Origin of the sequence: Acidaminobacterium chupaoyuni, assembly GCF_047936785.1 — a bacterium.
Classification (GTDB): Bacteria; Bacillota; Clostridia; order Oscillospirales; family Butyricicoccaceae; genus Acidaminobacterium; species Acidaminobacterium chupaoyuni.
This window is the reverse complement of the sequence record NZ_CP176394.1, coordinates 1,849,732-1,863,870: the sequence shown is the minus strand read 5'-3', so window position 1 is coordinate 1,863,870 and position 14,139 is coordinate 1,849,732. Positions and strand designations below refer to the sequence as shown.

Here is a 14,139-nt window from a genome sequence, read left to right as displayed (position 1 = left end):
TCATTTTTTCGGCATTTAATAAAATAGGTGCGGCAAAAGGAGGGAAGGGCGGATGGCAACCTCAACGGCGGCGGCTCAGGCGGGGCTCCTTGGGGCCGGCCCGGGTGAAACCACATGGCTTGAAAGCCTGGATGTTCAAATTTTCATGCTGGCGGTGGGCGGCGCTGCCACCCTGCTGGGTATGACCACTCTCGAGGGGATCAAAGAAAAAAACAGCGGCAGATGCCCCGATAAAAATTATGATTATTTAGATACGCTGCCTAAGATCAACTCTGTGCTGATTTTGACCGTGGCAGTGTATTTTTTATATCTGGCGTGGATGGAAGACAAGCGAAAATCGAAGAACACACTGTTATCACGACTTTTGCTGGCCAATATTTTTGCGGTGGCAGCGGCGGTTATCAAAACGGATGCGGCTTATCGCCCCAAGCAAACAGCGGTGGATATCGAGGAAGAAGTGGAATAGGGCTTCACCCGCTTTGAAGCGGGCTTTCAAAGCGGGTGAAATCCATAAAAATTCAAAAAAATCACGGCCGGGGCAACTTGACAAAGAAAAAAGAGCAACTTATAATAAGGAACAGAAAAGCTGTGAAGGGCAGGAGTAAAACCGCGCGGAAGCAAAGAGAGAATGCGGCCGGTGAAAGCATTCGTGAAGCACTGTTTGAAGGTCGTCCCCGAGCTGCAAGCTGAAAAACAAGTAAGCTGTGCCGTGTTCCCGCGTTAAGGGTGAAAGCGTTTTTGCGCTTGAGCGTGCGCGTTATGCGCAAATATGGGTGGTACCGCGGAGTAGGATATGCTTCGTCCCGTAAAATTCGGGGCGGGGCTTTTTTTATCATTCAGGGCTTTTGCCGCCGAAAAAAACGAAAAGGAGAAAGAACAATGGAAAAAGAACTGCCAAAGGTTTATGACCCGAAATCGACGGAAAAAAAGCTGTATCAGTTCTGGCAGGATGGCGGCTATTTTAACGCCGAAGTGGATGAAAACAAAAAACCGTATACGATCGTCATTCCCCCGCCAAATGTCACGGGGCAGCTGCATATGGGCCATGCTTTTGATGAAACGCTTCAGGATATTCTGATCCGTACAAAAAGAATGCAGGGCTATGCGGCCTTATGGCTGCCGGGCACAGATCACGCCGGCATTGCCACCCAGATCAAGGTGGAAGAAGCTTTGCGCAAAGAAGAGGGGCTGACCCGCTATGACCTGGGCCGCGAAGAATTCTTAAAGCGCGTTTGGGAATGGAAAGCCAAATTCGGCAACCGCATCATCGAACAGCTGAAAACCCTGGGCTCTTCCTGCGACTGGCGCAGAGAGCGTTTCACCATGGATGAGGGCTGCTCAAAAGCCGTGCGCGAGGTGTTCGTCAATTTATATAACAAGGGCCTGATCTATAAAGGCAACCGCATCATCAACTGGTGCCCCCATTGCCGCACAGCGCTTTCCGATGCCGAAGTGGAATATGAAAACCAGCCGGGCAAGCTGTGGTATATCCGTTATGACATCAAAGACAGCGATGAAAGCATGGTCATCGCCACCACGCGCCCCGAAACCTTCATGGGCGACAGCGGCATCGCGGTGAACCCCAAAGATAAGCGCTATGCGCATCTAGTGGGCAAAACGGCGATTCTGCCGATCATCGGCCGCGAGATCCCCATTTTTGCCGATGATTATGTCGATCTGGAATTTGGCACGGGCTGTGTGAAAACCACCCCCTGCCACGACCCCAACGATTTTGAAATGGGCCAGCGCCACAATCTGGAACAGATCCTGGTTTTCGATGAAGATGCCAAGGTCAATGAAAACGGCGGCAAATATCAGGGGATGGATCGTTATGAATGCCGCAAAGCGGTGCTTGCCGATCTGGAAGCGGAAGGCCGCATTGTAAAGATCGAAGATCACGACCATAATGTGGGCACCTGCTATCGCTGCGGCACCACGGTGGAACCCATCACCTCGGCCCAGTGGTTCGTGAAAATGGAACCTCTGGCCGCAGAAGCCATTCGCGTTGTGAAAGACGGCGAAGTGAAGTTTGTGCCCGATCGCTTCAGCAAGACCTATACCCATTGGATGGAAAATGTGCATGACTGGTGCATTTCCCGCCAGCTGTGGTGGGGCCACCGCATCCCCGCATTCTATTGCGATGATTGCGGCGAAATGATCGTTTCCAAAGAAGATGTCACGGTTTGCCCCAAATGCGGCGGCAAGCATATCCGGCAGGAAGAAGATGTGCTGGATACCTGGTTCTCTTCGGCGCTGTGGCCGTTTTCCACACTGGGCTGGCCCGAAAAAACCAAGGAACTGGAATATTTCTATCCCACTTCCACCCTTGTCACAGGGTATGATATCATCTTCTTCTGGGTGGCGCGCATGATTTTCTCGGGCATGGAGCATATGGGCGAAAAACCCTTCGATACCGTTTATATCCATGGCCTCGTGCGCGATGCGCAGGGCAGAAAAATGTCGAAATCGCTGGGTAACGGCATCGATCCGCTGGAGATCATCGATCAATATGGCGCCGATGCGCTGCGCTTTACGCTGGCAACGGGCAACAGCCCCGGAAACGATATGCGCTTTTCCACCGAGCGTGTGGAAGCCAGCCGCAATTTTGCCAACAAGATCTGGAACGCTTCCCGTTTCGTGCAGATGAATCTGACCATCGATCACGCCACGCTGCCCAAGGCCGAAGATCTGCAGCTGGAAGACCGCTGGATCCTGTCGAAATTCAACCATCTGGTGGGCGAAGTCACGGCCAATATCGATAAATTCGAATTGGGCATTGCCGTTCAAAAGCTTTATGATTTTATCTGGGATGTTTTCTGCGATTGGTATATCGAACTGACCAAGCCCCGCCTGCAAAACAAAGAAGATAAAAAACCCAATGAAACGGCGCAGAATGTGCTTTGCTATGTGTTGAGCGAAACCATGAAGCTTCTGCATCCGTTCATGCCGTTCATCACCGAAACCATCTGGCAGGCCCTGCCCCATGAAGGCGAATCGATCATGGTTTCTGCCTGGCCGGTGGTTCGTGAAGAACTTGATTTTTCCGAAGAAGAAAACAAAATGGAACAGATCATGGATACCATCCGCGCCATTCGCAATCGCCGTGCCGAAATGAATGTTCCGCCTTCCAAAAAGGCGCAGCTGATCTTTGCCGGCGACAAGGCGCAGATGTTTATGGAAGCGGAACCGCTGCTCATGCGTTTGGCCTATGCTTCGCATGTGACCAAAGCAGATGCCGAGCAATCGCTCAACGGGATGGTTTCTGTGGTCACAGAAGCCGCCACGGTGTATATCCCCCTCAATGAACTGGTGGATATGGAAAAAGAGAAAGAGCGTCTGCTGAAAGAAAAAGAAAAAGCCGAAGAAAATCTGGCGCGCATCGAAGGCAAGCTGCATAACGAAAGCTTTGTGGCCAAAGCGCCTGAAGCCGTTGTGGCCGCCGAACGCGAAAAAGCAGAAAAAGCCCGCGAGCTCATCACGAAGCTCAGCGAAAATTTAGCCAATATGTAAGCCGAAGCAAAAAGAGCGGGCCAAAGCGTTTTCAGACCTTTTGGCCGCGCACGCATGGCAGAAACGGGGCGGCATCACCGCCGCCCCGCGGCAAAAGCCCCCAAGGGGGCGAAGGAGGCATTACCATGACCTATGACGAAGCGGTAGCTTATATCCACGCAACACCCAAACTGGGAACAAGGCTTGGCGTATACCGCATTGTAGAGCTGCTGCGCCTTTTGGGCGACCCTCAGAAACAGCTGAAATTTATCCATGTTGCCGGAACCAACGGAAAAGGGAGCACTGTCATGGCGGCGGCTTCGGTCATGCAGGCTCACGGCTATAAAACGGGCATTTTCATTTCGCCGTTTGTCGAAGATTTTCGCGAGAGAATTCAGATCAACGGTGAAATGATCTCCAAAGAAGTGCTGACGGCACAGGTGGAAAAAGTCATTCCGCTTATCAACGATATGCGCTCGCGCAATTTCGATATCACCCAGTTCGAGATCGATACCGCCATCGCGCTGGATTATTTCGCCCGTGAAAAATGCGATATCGTTTGTTTTGAAGTGGGGCTTGGCGGCCGCTATGACGCCACCAACGCCATCGATGCCCCTGATGTGGCGGCCATCTGCTCGATTTCGTTCGATCACACCGAGCTGCTGGGCGACACTCTGGCCAAGATCGCGGGCGAAAAATGCGGCATCATTAAAAAAGGAAGCCGCGTGGCCGTTTATCCCAACGAGCCCAAAGAAGCGCTGGAAGTGATTTTGCAGACTTGCCGCGAGCAGGATATCATCGCCAATGTGGGCGATCTTTCTCAGCTTGAGATCCTTTCCTGCGATGGCGAAGGCTCCAGGATCCGCTACCGCGGCGAAGAATACGACATCGGCCTTTTGGGAAAACACCAGATCTATAATATGCTTACGGTGCTTTCCATCTGTGAAGAACTCAGGAAAAACGGCTGGCCTCTGGAACAGGAGAAGATCCGTCGGGGGCTGGCGAAGGCGAGCTTCGGCGGGCGTATGGAGCGCGTTTGCAAATCGCCGCTCTGCGTGATCGACGGCGCGCACAACCCGGATGGCATCGATAACCTCTGCGCCAATATCGATCACTTTTATGAAGGCCGCAATCTGATCGTTGTGATGGGCATGCTGGCGGATAAAAGCTATGAATACGGCATCTCTCAGGTGGCCAAACGCGCCGCGAAAATGATCACCGTTACACCTGATACGCCCAGAGGGCTTCCCGCGCAGGATGCCGCGCTGATCGCCGCCCGCCATTGCGCCGATGTGCGCGCGGTGGATTCGCCGAAAATGGCCGCGCAAATGGCAAAAAAGATGGCGCAGCCGGGCGATGTGGTGCTGGCCTGCGGCTCGCTATATATGATCGGCGATGCCAAGCGCGGGTTTTTGGAATAAGCGGCAATATCAAAAAGAATAAATTCCTATTTTGGCAAATTCGTCAATCTGCGGCAAAATATGATGCGGCGGTTTTGATACAATGATCCCATGCAGAAAAGAAAGCGGACAAGGCTTCTTTCCTGCATGGGATTTTTATTTTAGAAAAGGGTGAACCAAATGAAGATAACGCAGCAGGAAGGCTCACAACTGCATATTACGCTGCAAGGCGATCTGGGGCATCACGAGGCATTGACGGCGCTGCAAAAAATCGGCGAAGAGATCGAAGCCGTTTTGCCGCGCGCGGTGCTGCTGGATTTTTCTCAGGTCACATTTATGGATAGCTCAGGCATCGCGGTGGTGATACAAAGCATGAAAAAAGCAAAAGAATATGGCGGAACGCTGACGGTGCAGGGGGTTTCCAAACAGGCCATGAAAGTGTTTCAGGCCGCGGGCATCCCGAAGATCGTCACCTTTCGATAGGAGGAATTAGAATGAAACGACCGATCAACAGCATGACGGTGAAATTTGACAGCCGTTCTGTTAACGAAGGGTTTGCCCGCGCCGCCGCGGCCGCCTTTATCGCGCAGATGGATCCGACGCTGGAAGAACTGAATGATATGAAAACCGCGGTTTCCGAAGCGGTGACCAACTGCATTGTTCATGCCTACCCCGAAAATGTGGGCGAGATCACTTTATCGGTAAAGGTGTTCCAGCCCAATACCGTCGAAATCGTGATCCGTGATAAAGGGTGCGGCATTGCGGATGTGGAAAAGGCAAGGACCCCTATGTTCACCACCGGCGGAAGCGAACGCAGCGGCATGGGCTTCACCATTATGGAAAGCTTTATGGATGGCCTGACGGTGCGCTCGGGAAGCGGAGGCACCACCGTGAAAATGCGCAAGCAGCTGGCGGTGAGAACCGGGAAACGCCAATGACAGCCGCCGCAGAGCAGCGCAGCGAGCTGATCGCCAGGGCCCAGCAGGGGCAGTCGCAGGCGATGCAGCAGCTGGTGGAAGAAAACAGCCCCCTGATCTGGAGCATCGTGCGCCGCTATTTTGGCCGCGGGGTAGAAAGCGATGACCTTTATCAATTGGGGTGCATCGGCTTTTTAAAAGCGGTGCAGGGGTTTGACAGCCAGTTTGAAACGCAGTTTTCTACATATGCCGTGCCCAAGATCGCGGGCGAGATCCGACGCTTTTTGCGGGATGACGGAATCATCAAAGTCAGCCGCACCCACAAAGAAAACCAAACCAAGGTCAATGCCGCGCGCGCCAGGCTTTCGGCGCTCCTGGGCAGAGAACCCTATCTTTCCGAGATCGCCGCAGAAACGGGCCTGACGCCCGAAGAGATCGCCGCGGGTGAAACGGCCACGCAGGCCGCCATGTCGCTGGATGCTTCGATAGGGGAAGACGGGCCGAGCCTGATGGATCTTTGCGCGGGCGAAGATGAAGAAGAAAAGCTGGTGGAACGGCTGGCGGTGAAAAAAGCGCTTTCCACACTGCCCGAAAAAGAAAAGGCCGTGATCTCGCTGCGCTATTTCAGAGATCTCACCCAGCAGCAAACGGCCGAAATTTTAAAAATATCGCAAGTGCAGGTTTCGCGCCTGGAACACCGAGCCTTTGATAAAATAAGAAAGCAGCTCAGAGAATAAAGTTCTCCGGGCTGCTTTTTGCTGCCGTCAAGGCCGGTCAGCAGCAACCGCCGGCCGCGCGGCAAAAAGTTTCATAAGGAAAAAAATCGGTCATCACGGCAACCGGGGTATCTTCAAATTCATAGGTTTCCGAAAAAGCGCCATACTCATCATAAACCGGTGCAGAAGGGGTTTGGGGGTCATAGGGTTCGGATGGCATCAAAAACAGCGGCAGATCGAGCCATTCCGCCACAATGCGCCCCAGATTGCAGACTTCGCGGCTGCCGGCGGCCAGAACAAAATGGATGGAGGCGGCCTGCGCTTTTAAAGTGCAGCGGTCGGCTTCTTCCAAAGTAAGGCTGCCGCGGAAGGGCAGAAGGATCGTCTGGGGCAAAGCGGGATATTTTTGAGCCAGACGGTTCCTTTGACAATAAGCCAGAGAAGGCTGGTCGCAAAGAAAGGCGGCGCAAGAGCCGTGATCTTGAAGCAGCGCGAGGAAATCTTGGGCGGAACGGGCGGAAAAAACGGTTGTGTTCATGATGTCACCTCATAAAATTTTGAAATGTTCAGCAAAACACCCGTTTGATGCGAAACCGCCGAAAAATAAAAAAAGCTTTGTCTCAATGAAGAGACAAAGCTGAATGCTCTGCGGTACCACTCTTTTTGCCGTACAAAACGGCCTCTCGATCATCTCGGTTCCTTAAAAAAGCAACCTTCAATGCGGAACAGGATAACGGTTGTTAACCGGTCGCGGTTAATCGAAATTTCTTTCACCGGACAGCTCAAGGGTGATTTTCATGGTGGGTCAACGGCTGTTTTACACCAACCAACAGCTCTCTGCGCGTTTCTGCCACATTACTTTTCCCAATCAACGCTGTTTTGCTTTATAAACGATAGGCTTATTATAGCGCGGTGAAAAACGCCTGTCAACCCAAAAGCCCTATTTCTTTAAGGGCGCGATCTGTTCTGAAAGCGTTTGGGCGAACAGCTGGGCGGAATAAATGGCTTCATCCAGCGTGTTGCCGCTTGTGCCCACCTCCAGCAAAATGCTGCCGGTGGTGACATGTTCGTTGAATCTTGCCGCGCGGATGTTGATGGGGCGCATGATGCCGGGGTATTTTTTGTTCATGGCGCTTTGCAGCTTTGTCATCCAGGCCAGGTTTTCGCGCCAGCGATCGTGGGTCAGCCCGCCGGCGTCTGTGCCCGCCACAAGCATCAGCTGCGCCGTTTGGCGGCCGTTGATCTGGGCCACCGTCTTATATTTTTTGCCGCTTGCGGTCACCATCGCGTCGCGGTGAACATCGATCACAAATTTGATGGAAGGATATTTTTTCATATATTGCGAAATCACATTGAGCGTTCTGCTGTAGGCGCCGTTGTAAGAAGGGTAATCGTTCAGATCGGCGGCATGAAGCGTTTTGATGCCGTTGGCATTGAGAATTTTTTCGATTTCCGTGCCCACGCGAACGACATTATAGTTGGTGTCGGTGGTGCGGTTCGTGTCGGATGTCACATAAGAATTGGCGCTGTCGGGGGTATAGGCTTCGGTGGCGTGGGTGTGAACGATCAGCACGGCGGGTTCCGAAGCGGAATAAGCGATGGCGGTTTTCTGCTGCAGCATGGCCGGGATATCCACGGCATAATCCGTATCGTTTTTGATATATACCGTGCCTGCGCCTTCATATCCGCCGCTGGTGCCGTCAATGGTGATGGCGGAAATGGGCAGGGCGGGCGAAGCGGCGGCCTTTGGGGCGCCTTCGGGCAAAACGGCTTCTGAAATTTCCGCGCCGGCGGGCAGTTCTTCGTGAGAAAGCGTGTCATGCTCTGAAAGATCCTCGGCTGCGGCATCATAGGGCGCAATGGGGATCTCGGAAGGCGCGGGAGCGAGAGAATGACCCAGCGACGGCAAATTCGGCGAAAAATGGGCCACCGCCGTGCAAGAAAGCAGCAGCAAAAAAAGCGGCAGCCGCATACGGCGCAGCAGGGGTGGCTTTTTACGGTTCCTTTTTTTCCTCATAGTAAATTCCTCCGCGATAGCATTGGTTAAACTCTATGAGGAAAATGCCGAATTTATGCCAAAAGTTCCTCCATTTCGGGGATGGAAAGGCCGCCGTGCAGCGCGATATTGATGGCATAGCCGATGACTTTGGCGCTTTTGCGCATCAGAAGATCGATATCTTTCGGGGTGACGACCATGGTGCAATCGCCCGGCAGACAATTTTCGGCGTGCAGCACAGTGCCCGATTGCTCGCAAAGATCGGCCGCCAGCGTGTAGGCATCCACCACGGTGGGAACCCCAATGGCGATCACGGGAACCTGAAGATGCTCGCGGTCTAAGGCGGAACGCCCGCCCGCGATGCCGCTGCCGGGGGTGATGCCGGTGTCGGCCAGCTGGATCGTGCGGCAAAGGCGCGAAACCTTGCGCGAGGCAAGGGCGTCGATGGCGATGATGGCGGAAGGATGCGTTTTTTCACACACGCCCTGAACGATTTCGCCGGTTTCCATGCCCGTCAGCCCCAAAACGCCGGGTGAAATGGCGGAAATATTGGAAAACCCTTCAAACGCTTCGGGCATCTGCTGCTTTAAATGGCGCGTGACGATCACTTTTTCTGTGGCAAGGGGGCCTAAAGAATCGGCTGTGATATGGCGGTTGCCCAGACCCACCACCAGCACATTTTCCGGCTTTTCAGGCAAAAGGGAAGCGAGTTCATGCCCCAAAAGTTCTGCGGCGGCGGTGAGGTCGCCGTCGTCGCGTTCCCAATGTTCGCGCAGTTCAGCCGTGATATAAGTGCCAACGGGCTTATCAAGCGCTTTTGCGCCCGTTTCGTTTCGAACATGGATGCGGGTGAGGGCGATGCCGTTTTCCTGCGTTTGTTCCAGATCTACGCCGTCGGGTTCTTTGCGGTATTGTTCGTGAAACAGCTCACGAGATTCTGTGGCCAAATCAGTTCGTTTTGTCATCATTGTAGAAAGTTCCTTTTGCTTTTTTACTTATTTTTTGCGAGAAACCAACAAATATCCAAAAAAGATAATAGAAACCCTTGCAATTATTGCAGTTTGATGGTAGAATAATCTCTGCTATGAATATCTGAGGTAAGGAGGTCGTAATTTTGCCTAACATCAAATCCGCCAAAAAGCGTGTGCTGGTTACAGAGACAAAGAGCCAAAACAACCGTGCAGCGAAAACTGCTCTGAAGACACAGCTGAAGAAGTTCAACGCTGCTGTGGAATCCGGCGACGGCATTCAGGAAGCTTATAAAGCCACAGTGATCTGTCTGGACAAGGCTGTTGCCAAGGGTATTCTGCATAAGAATACTGTTGCCAGAAACAAGAGCGCGATGGCCAAAAAAGTCAATGCTGCTGTAAAATAAGCCCGTTTATCACAACATTGAGATGAAGAGTCTGCGAATTTCGCAGACTCTTTTTTGCTGTTTGCAAGAATTTAAATTTGCCACCATCGCTGCGCGGAGGCAGAAAAAACGCTTGGAAGGGAGACCTTCCAAGCGTTTTTTTATTTGTCTGAAGAATCGGTTTTCTTATTCTGCTGTTTTTCGCTTTCTTGCTGGCGGCGCAGGGCAGCGGCGCGCGCCGCTTTTTTCTTTCGCTGCAATTCCCGCTCTTTTTCCGCTTCAAAATAAATGCGGTCTTTAACCTTCATATATTTCCACACGCACCAGCCGCTGATGCCGGCCACGCAGAAGACCGAAAGCAAGATCCACCAGCTGAAGGCCAGAAAGACAAAAACGGCCAAAACAAGAAAAACAACATATAAGAAAATCGCCGCATAAAGATAAGGCGCCGCGGGCTTGCAGATCTTGATGGGTTCCCGCTTTTTTGTTGCTTTTTCTTTTTTCATCTGCTGTTTTTGCTCTTCGGTATAAAGAGGGCCCGCGCGTTCCGCTTCTTCTTTTTCTTTGGCACGCTTGGTGTAGCAATAAGCACCGGCCACCACGAAAACAAGAATTTCAAAACCAAAACCGATAACATTCACTTCGTTACCGCGCACAAACAAATAGCCCATGTGGATCACTTCGGCGATCGCCACGCCCCAGCAGGCTACCATGCCGCTTAACCAAAAGGATGAAATAATAAACACCGCCATTCTAAAAAATACATTGTATTATATTATACAAGAAACAAAAGAAAAATGCCAGAGTAATTCTGGAAAACAGCGAAAAAAGCAGAAATTTACAGTTTTTTCACAAATAAAAGCAAGAAAAAACGGCAGAACGGATTTGCAGGATCGACCCGATATGCTCTATCGATGCGGCACGGCAGGAAAAGTAAAAAGCGCCGCCTTCTGAAACAAACAGCGAAAAAAGCTTTGCTGTCTTAGAAAGCGGCGGGCATGAAATCGACCGGCAGGCAGGGGAAAGCCTCTATTTTGAAAGGTCGCTTTCTTCTTGTTCCGCCATCATTTCCGCAGGCGTTTTGATTTCGGGGGCGGTTTCGGCGCCGGTGACATTCACGCCGTAAACCCCCACCACGATCAGCAGAGTGGCGAAAAACTGAGAAAGCGAAAACGGCTCTTTTAAAATCAGAACGCCTGCCGCCACCGCCACCAGCGTGGTGAGGTTGGTAAAAGACGAGGTGATCGTTACGCTGAGATAGGTGAGGGCATAATTGATCAGCAGGAAGGCCACCACCGAAGAAGCCACCGAAAGATAAGCGATGGAAAGGGCAAACGATGGGGTTTTCCAGGCGCGAACCAGCATCGGCAGATAGTTGCTGCCGTTTTCGATCCAGGCGGCGGTGATAAAGAACACCGTGGCCAGAGCGAACATCACATAGGTGCGGTCAAAAGCCGTGAAATTTTGCGAAAACTTTCGGGAAAGAAGCGTAAAGCCGGAACCGGCCAGCACCGCGCCGATCAGCAGCAAAAACCCCAGAACGGTAACGGCCCCATCGCCTGTGCCGCCCATCGAGATGAGAATGACGCCCAATAGCGAAAGCCCCATGAACAGCGCCTGTTTCCAGGTGGGGCGTTCTTTCAAAAACACATTGCCCAGCAGCATGGCCGAAACGGGGCAAAGGGCGATGATCACGCCGGAAAAAGAAGAATTGGTCAAACGGATTCCATAGCTTTCAAAAATGAAATAGAGGATCGGCTGAAGAAGCCCCAGAAACAGCAGGGGCAAAAAGCTGCGGCCCTGCAGATGCAGCCGCACCACGCGGAAAAGGATCAAAAGCGTCATGCAGAGAAAGGCCGTGAGAAAACGCATGGAAAGCATCGCAAAAGGCGAAACCACCTCCAGCGCCATTTTTGAAAAAAGAAAACTGAAACCAAACAAAACGCTGGAGGTGAAGATGGCCGCCAGCGCGGTTCTTTTATGATTCAAGCTCATTCGTTCCTTTCGAAAATGATTTAGGGTTTTAACAAACATGGATTCAGTATAGCGAACCGAAAGCTTGAATTCAAGAATTATTTTATTCGGGCGAAATTTGATGAAAAAGAAAAAAGCCGCCTTTCTTAAAAGAAAAGCGGCTTCCGTCATCACGGATTATTTTAAAGTTTCGCGGATCACGCGCAGCATATTGCCGTTGCAGATCTTATCGATTTCGGCAGGCGTGAAATATTTGCCCAAAGCTTCCACCAGCAAAGGCATGCCGGCATAATCTTTGAATTCCAGCTCGCTGGAGATGCCGTCAAAATCGGAACCCCAGCCCAGCGCGTCGATGCCCGCTTTATCGCGGATATGCACCATGTGGCGCATCACAGAATCGATATCGGTATAATGCGCGTTTTCATTGAGGAACTGGGAAGCGAAGTTGATGCCCACGCAGCCGCCTTTTTCGCCCAGGGCTTTCAGCATTTCATCGGTCAGGTTGCGGGTGTGGCCGCAAAGGGCGCGGCAGCAGGAATGAGAGGCTACAAACGGTTTTTCACTGTGTTTCACCACATCCCAAAAGCCGCCGTCTGAAAGATGGGAAACATCGATCAGCATGCCCAGACGGTTCATTTCGGCAACAGCTTCGATGCCGAAGGGCTTCAGCCCCAGGGCCATTTTGGCGGGGTCTTTCGAATTGGGGAAACCAAGGCTGTTTTCATAGTTCCAGGTGAAAGAGATCAGGCGCACGCCTTTATCATAAAACTCATGCAGCCGCTCCATTTTGCCTTCTACGGGAACGCCGTCTTCAATGGTGAGGATGGAAGAAATTTTGCCGTTTTCTTTGTTGCGCATCAATTCTTCATAATTGCGGGCGGGGGCGATGGCCGCCTGATTGGCGTTCATTTCGCGCAGATAGGCATCATAAACGAGGTTGAAATATTCATAGGGGGTCTCTTTGATCCCGCTTTGTTCAGCTTCTTTATGGGTGGGGATAAAAATGGCGAAGAATTGGGCAAGCGCGCCGCCTTTCTGCATTTTTTCAATGTCGATATGTCCGTCGTTTTTGGCAAGGCCGATGGCGCCGTTGCTGCGGGCGATGCGTTCGCCCATTGTGTCGCAGTGCATATCGATGATTTTCATTTCCATAAGTTCCAGAACCTTTCATTTGTTTTATTTCGAGTTGGAAGAAGCATCCGCATATAAATAACGCTCGCCGGCATCGGGCAGGATCACCACGAGATTTTTGCCCTGCGCTTCGGGGCGGCTTGCGATGCTCACCGCGGCGGCCAGCGCAGCCCCGCTGGAAAGCCCGCAAAGAAGCCCTTCTGTTCGGCAAAGTTCACCGGCCAGTTCAACGGCATCGGGGGTTCTCACCTGAATGATCTCGTCGATCAGCTGTGTGTTGAGAATATCGGGGACAAACCCGGCCCCCAGCCCGCGAAGGGAATGAGGGGAAGGAAACCCGCCGGAAAGAACGGGGGAATCATAAGGTTCCACCGCGATCACACGGCAATCCATGCAGCGGCTTTTCAGAAATTCGCCGCATCCCGTTAAAGTGGCGCCTGTGCCCACGCCGGCGATAAAATAATCCACCTGCGGCAGCGCTTCTAAGATTTCGGGGCCGGTCGCTACACGATGGGCCTCGCAGGCGGCGTCGTTTTCGAACTGATGGGGGATGAAGGCGTTTTCCTGTTCCGCGTAAAGTTTTTCCGCCATGGCCGTGGCGCCTGCCATTCCTTCTTTGGCGGGAACGGTGACCACCTTTGCGCCATAGGTGCGCAGCAAAACCTGAAATTCTTTTTCGATGGAATCGGGCACGACGATGATGGCCTTCAGGCTCAGCGCGGCGCAGGTCATGGCCAGCGAAACCGCGGCGTTGCCGCCGCCCGCATCGATCACCGTGCCGCCGGGCGGAAGTTTGCCTTCCTGCATGGCCTGTTTGAGCATGAACAGCACGGAGCGGTCTTTCACGCTGCCGGAAGGGTTCCAGCTTTCTAATTTTGCAAGCAGGAGCGTTTTGCAGCCATAGCGCTGGCTGAGCTTGTTTAAACGCAGCAGGGGCGTATGACAGGCAAGCTGGGTGATGTTATCAAAAATCTCCATGTGACATCGCCTCCTTGCATTCATTTTACTATAAAGGCAAAGCAAAGGCAAGGGCGGAAGAAAAGCCCCAAAAGCGGTTAAAATTGAAAGAGATGAAAAAATCGATTTGTACAATTTGCTTGTAAAATATCACCGAAAACACAAAATGGAATTAGCAAAACCAGAAAAACCGGAAGGGAAGAAT

Annotated in this window: 15 protein-coding genes and 2 other annotated features; of the genes, 8 read left to right on the top strand and 7 right to left on the bottom strand. The window is 52.1% G+C overall.

Going from position 1 to position 14,139, the window contains the following annotated elements:
- The first annotated feature begins 52 nt into the window (after window positions 1-52).
- The 6 genes from ACJA3I_RS08910 to ACJA3I_RS08885 all read left to right on the top strand — a co-directional run bounded on the left by ACJA3I_RS08910 (window position 53) and on the right by ACJA3I_RS08885 (window position 6,543).
- A complete protein-coding gene (locus ACJA3I_RS08910) occupies window positions 53-466 on the top strand; it encodes a hypothetical protein (RefSeq protein ID WP_458862256.1) in 414 nt (137 codons plus the stop codon).
- Between the two features lie 113 nt (window positions 467-579).
- Window positions 580-809, top strand: a binding site (T-box leader).
- Between the two features lie 70 nt (window positions 810-879).
- Window positions 880-3,510, top strand: a complete 2,631-nt coding sequence (locus tag ACJA3I_RS08905) for a valine--tRNA ligase (RefSeq protein WP_458862255.1) — start codon at window positions 880-882, stop codon at window positions 3,508-3,510.
- 125 nt (window positions 3,511-3,635) lie between these two features.
- The gene (locus tag ACJA3I_RS08900) at window positions 3,636-4,910 is read left to right on the top strand and encodes a bifunctional folylpolyglutamate synthase/dihydrofolate synthase (RefSeq protein WP_458862254.1); all 1,275 of its coding nucleotides are present in this window, start codon (window positions 3,636-3,638) and stop codon (window positions 4,908-4,910) included.
- A 159-nt stretch (window positions 4,911-5,069) separates the two neighbouring features.
- Window positions 5,070-5,372, top strand: a complete 303-nt coding sequence (locus ACJA3I_RS08895) for an anti-sigma factor antagonist (protein WP_458862253.1) — start codon at window positions 5,070-5,072, stop codon at window positions 5,370-5,372.
- A gap of 11 nt (window positions 5,373-5,383) precedes the next feature.
- A complete protein-coding gene (gene spoIIAB / locus ACJA3I_RS08890; RefSeq protein WP_458862252.1) occupies window positions 5,384-5,827 on the top strand; it encodes an anti-sigma F factor in 444 nt (147 codons plus the stop codon).
- The gene (locus ACJA3I_RS08885; protein WP_458862251.1) at window positions 5,824-6,543 is read left to right on the top strand and encodes a SigB/SigF/SigG family RNA polymerase sigma factor; all 720 of its coding nucleotides are present in this window, start codon (window positions 5,824-5,826) and stop codon (window positions 6,541-6,543) included. Before spoIIAB ends, ACJA3I_RS08885 begins: the two co-directional genes overlap by 4 nt.
- A gap of 37 nt (window positions 6,544-6,580) precedes the next feature.
- Here ACJA3I_RS08885 and ACJA3I_RS08880 read toward each other — a convergent pair whose 3' ends face one another.
- The 3 genes from ACJA3I_RS08880 to gpr all read right to left on the bottom strand — a co-directional run bounded on the left by ACJA3I_RS08880 (window position 6,581) and on the right by gpr (window position 9,486).
- A complete protein-coding gene (locus ACJA3I_RS08880) occupies window positions 6,581-7,060 on the bottom strand; it encodes a hypothetical protein (protein ID WP_458862250.1) in 480 nt (159 codons plus the stop codon).
- Window positions 7,061-7,146: 86 nt separating this feature from the next.
- Window positions 7,147-7,403: a binding site (T-box leader), on the bottom strand.
- A gap of 59 nt (window positions 7,404-7,462) precedes the next feature.
- Entirely contained in the window at window positions 7,463-8,539 is a 1,077-nt protein-coding gene (gene spoIIP, locus ACJA3I_RS08875; RefSeq protein WP_458862249.1) for a stage II sporulation protein P, read from the bottom strand.
- Window positions 8,540-8,592: 53 nt separating this feature from the next.
- Window positions 8,593-9,486 carry a GPR endopeptidase gene (gene gpr / locus ACJA3I_RS08870; RefSeq protein ID WP_458862248.1) on the bottom strand — a complete coding sequence of 298 codons (894 nt, stop codon included), beginning with the start codon at window positions 9,484-9,486 and terminating at the stop codon, window positions 8,593-8,595.
- 146 nt (window positions 9,487-9,632) lie between these two features.
- Between gpr and rpsT the strand changes: the two genes are divergently transcribed.
- On the top strand, window positions 9,633-9,893 hold the full coding sequence (gene rpsT, locus ACJA3I_RS08865; RefSeq protein ID WP_458862247.1) for a 30S ribosomal protein S20: 261 nt from the start codon (window positions 9,633-9,635) through the stop codon (window positions 9,891-9,893).
- A gap of 140 nt (window positions 9,894-10,033) precedes the next feature.
- Here rpsT and ACJA3I_RS08860 read toward each other — a convergent pair whose 3' ends face one another.
- Window positions 10,034-10,585, bottom strand: coding sequence for a hypothetical protein (locus ACJA3I_RS08860; protein WP_458862246.1), 552 nt, complete (start codon window positions 10,583-10,585; stop codon window positions 10,034-10,036).
- Between ACJA3I_RS08860 and ACJA3I_RS08855 the strand changes: the two genes are divergently transcribed.
- Window positions 10,584-10,826, top strand: coding sequence for a hypothetical protein (locus tag ACJA3I_RS08855; RefSeq protein ID WP_458862245.1), 243 nt, complete (start codon window positions 10,584-10,586; stop codon window positions 10,824-10,826). The two genes, ACJA3I_RS08860 and ACJA3I_RS08855, sit on opposite strands and share 2 nt — an antisense overlap.
- A 75-nt stretch (window positions 10,827-10,901) precedes the next feature.
- Here the strand turns inward: ACJA3I_RS08855 and ACJA3I_RS08850 are convergent, their stop codons facing one another.
- The 3 genes from ACJA3I_RS08850 to ACJA3I_RS08840 all read right to left on the bottom strand — a co-directional run bounded on the left by ACJA3I_RS08850 (window position 10,902) and on the right by ACJA3I_RS08840 (window position 13,955).
- Window positions 10,902-11,861, bottom strand: a complete 960-nt coding sequence (locus ACJA3I_RS08850; RefSeq protein ID WP_458862244.1) for a DMT family transporter — start codon at window positions 11,859-11,861, stop codon at window positions 10,902-10,904.
- A gap of 162 nt (window positions 11,862-12,023) precedes the next feature.
- A complete protein-coding gene (locus tag ACJA3I_RS08845) occupies window positions 12,024-12,998 on the bottom strand; it encodes a dipeptidase (RefSeq protein WP_458862243.1) in 975 nt (324 codons plus the stop codon).
- 24 nt (window positions 12,999-13,022) lie between these two features.
- Window positions 13,023-13,955, bottom strand: coding sequence for a PLP-dependent cysteine synthase family protein (locus ACJA3I_RS08840; protein ID WP_458862242.1), 933 nt, complete (start codon window positions 13,953-13,955; stop codon window positions 13,023-13,025).
- Window positions 13,956-14,139: the final 184 nt, after the last annotated feature.

Bases quoted from the DNA above. Each gene is read 5' to 3' on its own strand.
- spoIIP (WP_458862249.1), bottom strand. From the start codon at position 8,539: ATGAGGAAAAAAAGGAACCGTAAAAAGCCACCCCTGCTGCGCCGTATG.
- ACJA3I_RS08900 (WP_458862254.1), top strand. From the start codon at position 3,636: ATGACCTATGACGAAGCGGTAGCTTATATCCACGCAACACCCAAACTG.
- gpr (WP_458862248.1), bottom strand. From the start codon at position 9,486: ATGATGACAAAACGAACTGATTTGGCCACAGAATCTCGTGAGCTGTTT.
- ACJA3I_RS08845 (WP_458862243.1), bottom strand. From the start codon at position 12,998: ATGGAAATGAAAATCATCGATATGCACTGCGACACAATGGGCGAACGC.
- ACJA3I_RS08860 (WP_458862246.1), bottom strand. From the start codon at position 10,585: ATGGTAGCCTGCTGGGGCGTGGCGATCGCCGAAGTGATCCACATGGGC.
- spoIIAB (WP_458862252.1), top strand. From the start codon at position 5,384: ATGAAACGACCGATCAACAGCATGACGGTGAAATTTGACAGCCGTTCT.
- ACJA3I_RS08905 (WP_458862255.1), top strand. From the start codon at position 880: ATGGAAAAAGAACTGCCAAAGGTTTATGACCCGAAATCGACGGAAAAA.
- ACJA3I_RS08840 (WP_458862242.1), bottom strand. From the start codon at position 13,955: ATGGAGATTTTTGATAACATCACCCAGCTTGCCTGTCATACGCCCCTG.
- ACJA3I_RS08895 (WP_458862253.1), top strand. From the start codon at position 5,070: ATGAAGATAACGCAGCAGGAAGGCTCACAACTGCATATTACGCTGCAA.
- ACJA3I_RS08885 (WP_458862251.1), top strand. From the start codon at position 5,824: ATGACAGCCGCCGCAGAGCAGCGCAGCGAGCTGATCGCCAGGGCCCAG.
- ACJA3I_RS08910 (WP_458862256.1), top strand. From the start codon at position 53: ATGGCAACCTCAACGGCGGCGGCTCAGGCGGGGCTCCTTGGGGCCGGC.
- ACJA3I_RS08880 (WP_458862250.1), bottom strand. From the start codon at position 7,060: ATGAACACAACCGTTTTTTCCGCCCGTTCCGCCCAAGATTTCCTCGCG.
- ACJA3I_RS08855 (WP_458862245.1), top strand. From the start codon at position 10,584: ATGCCGCTTAACCAAAAGGATGAAATAATAAACACCGCCATTCTAAAA.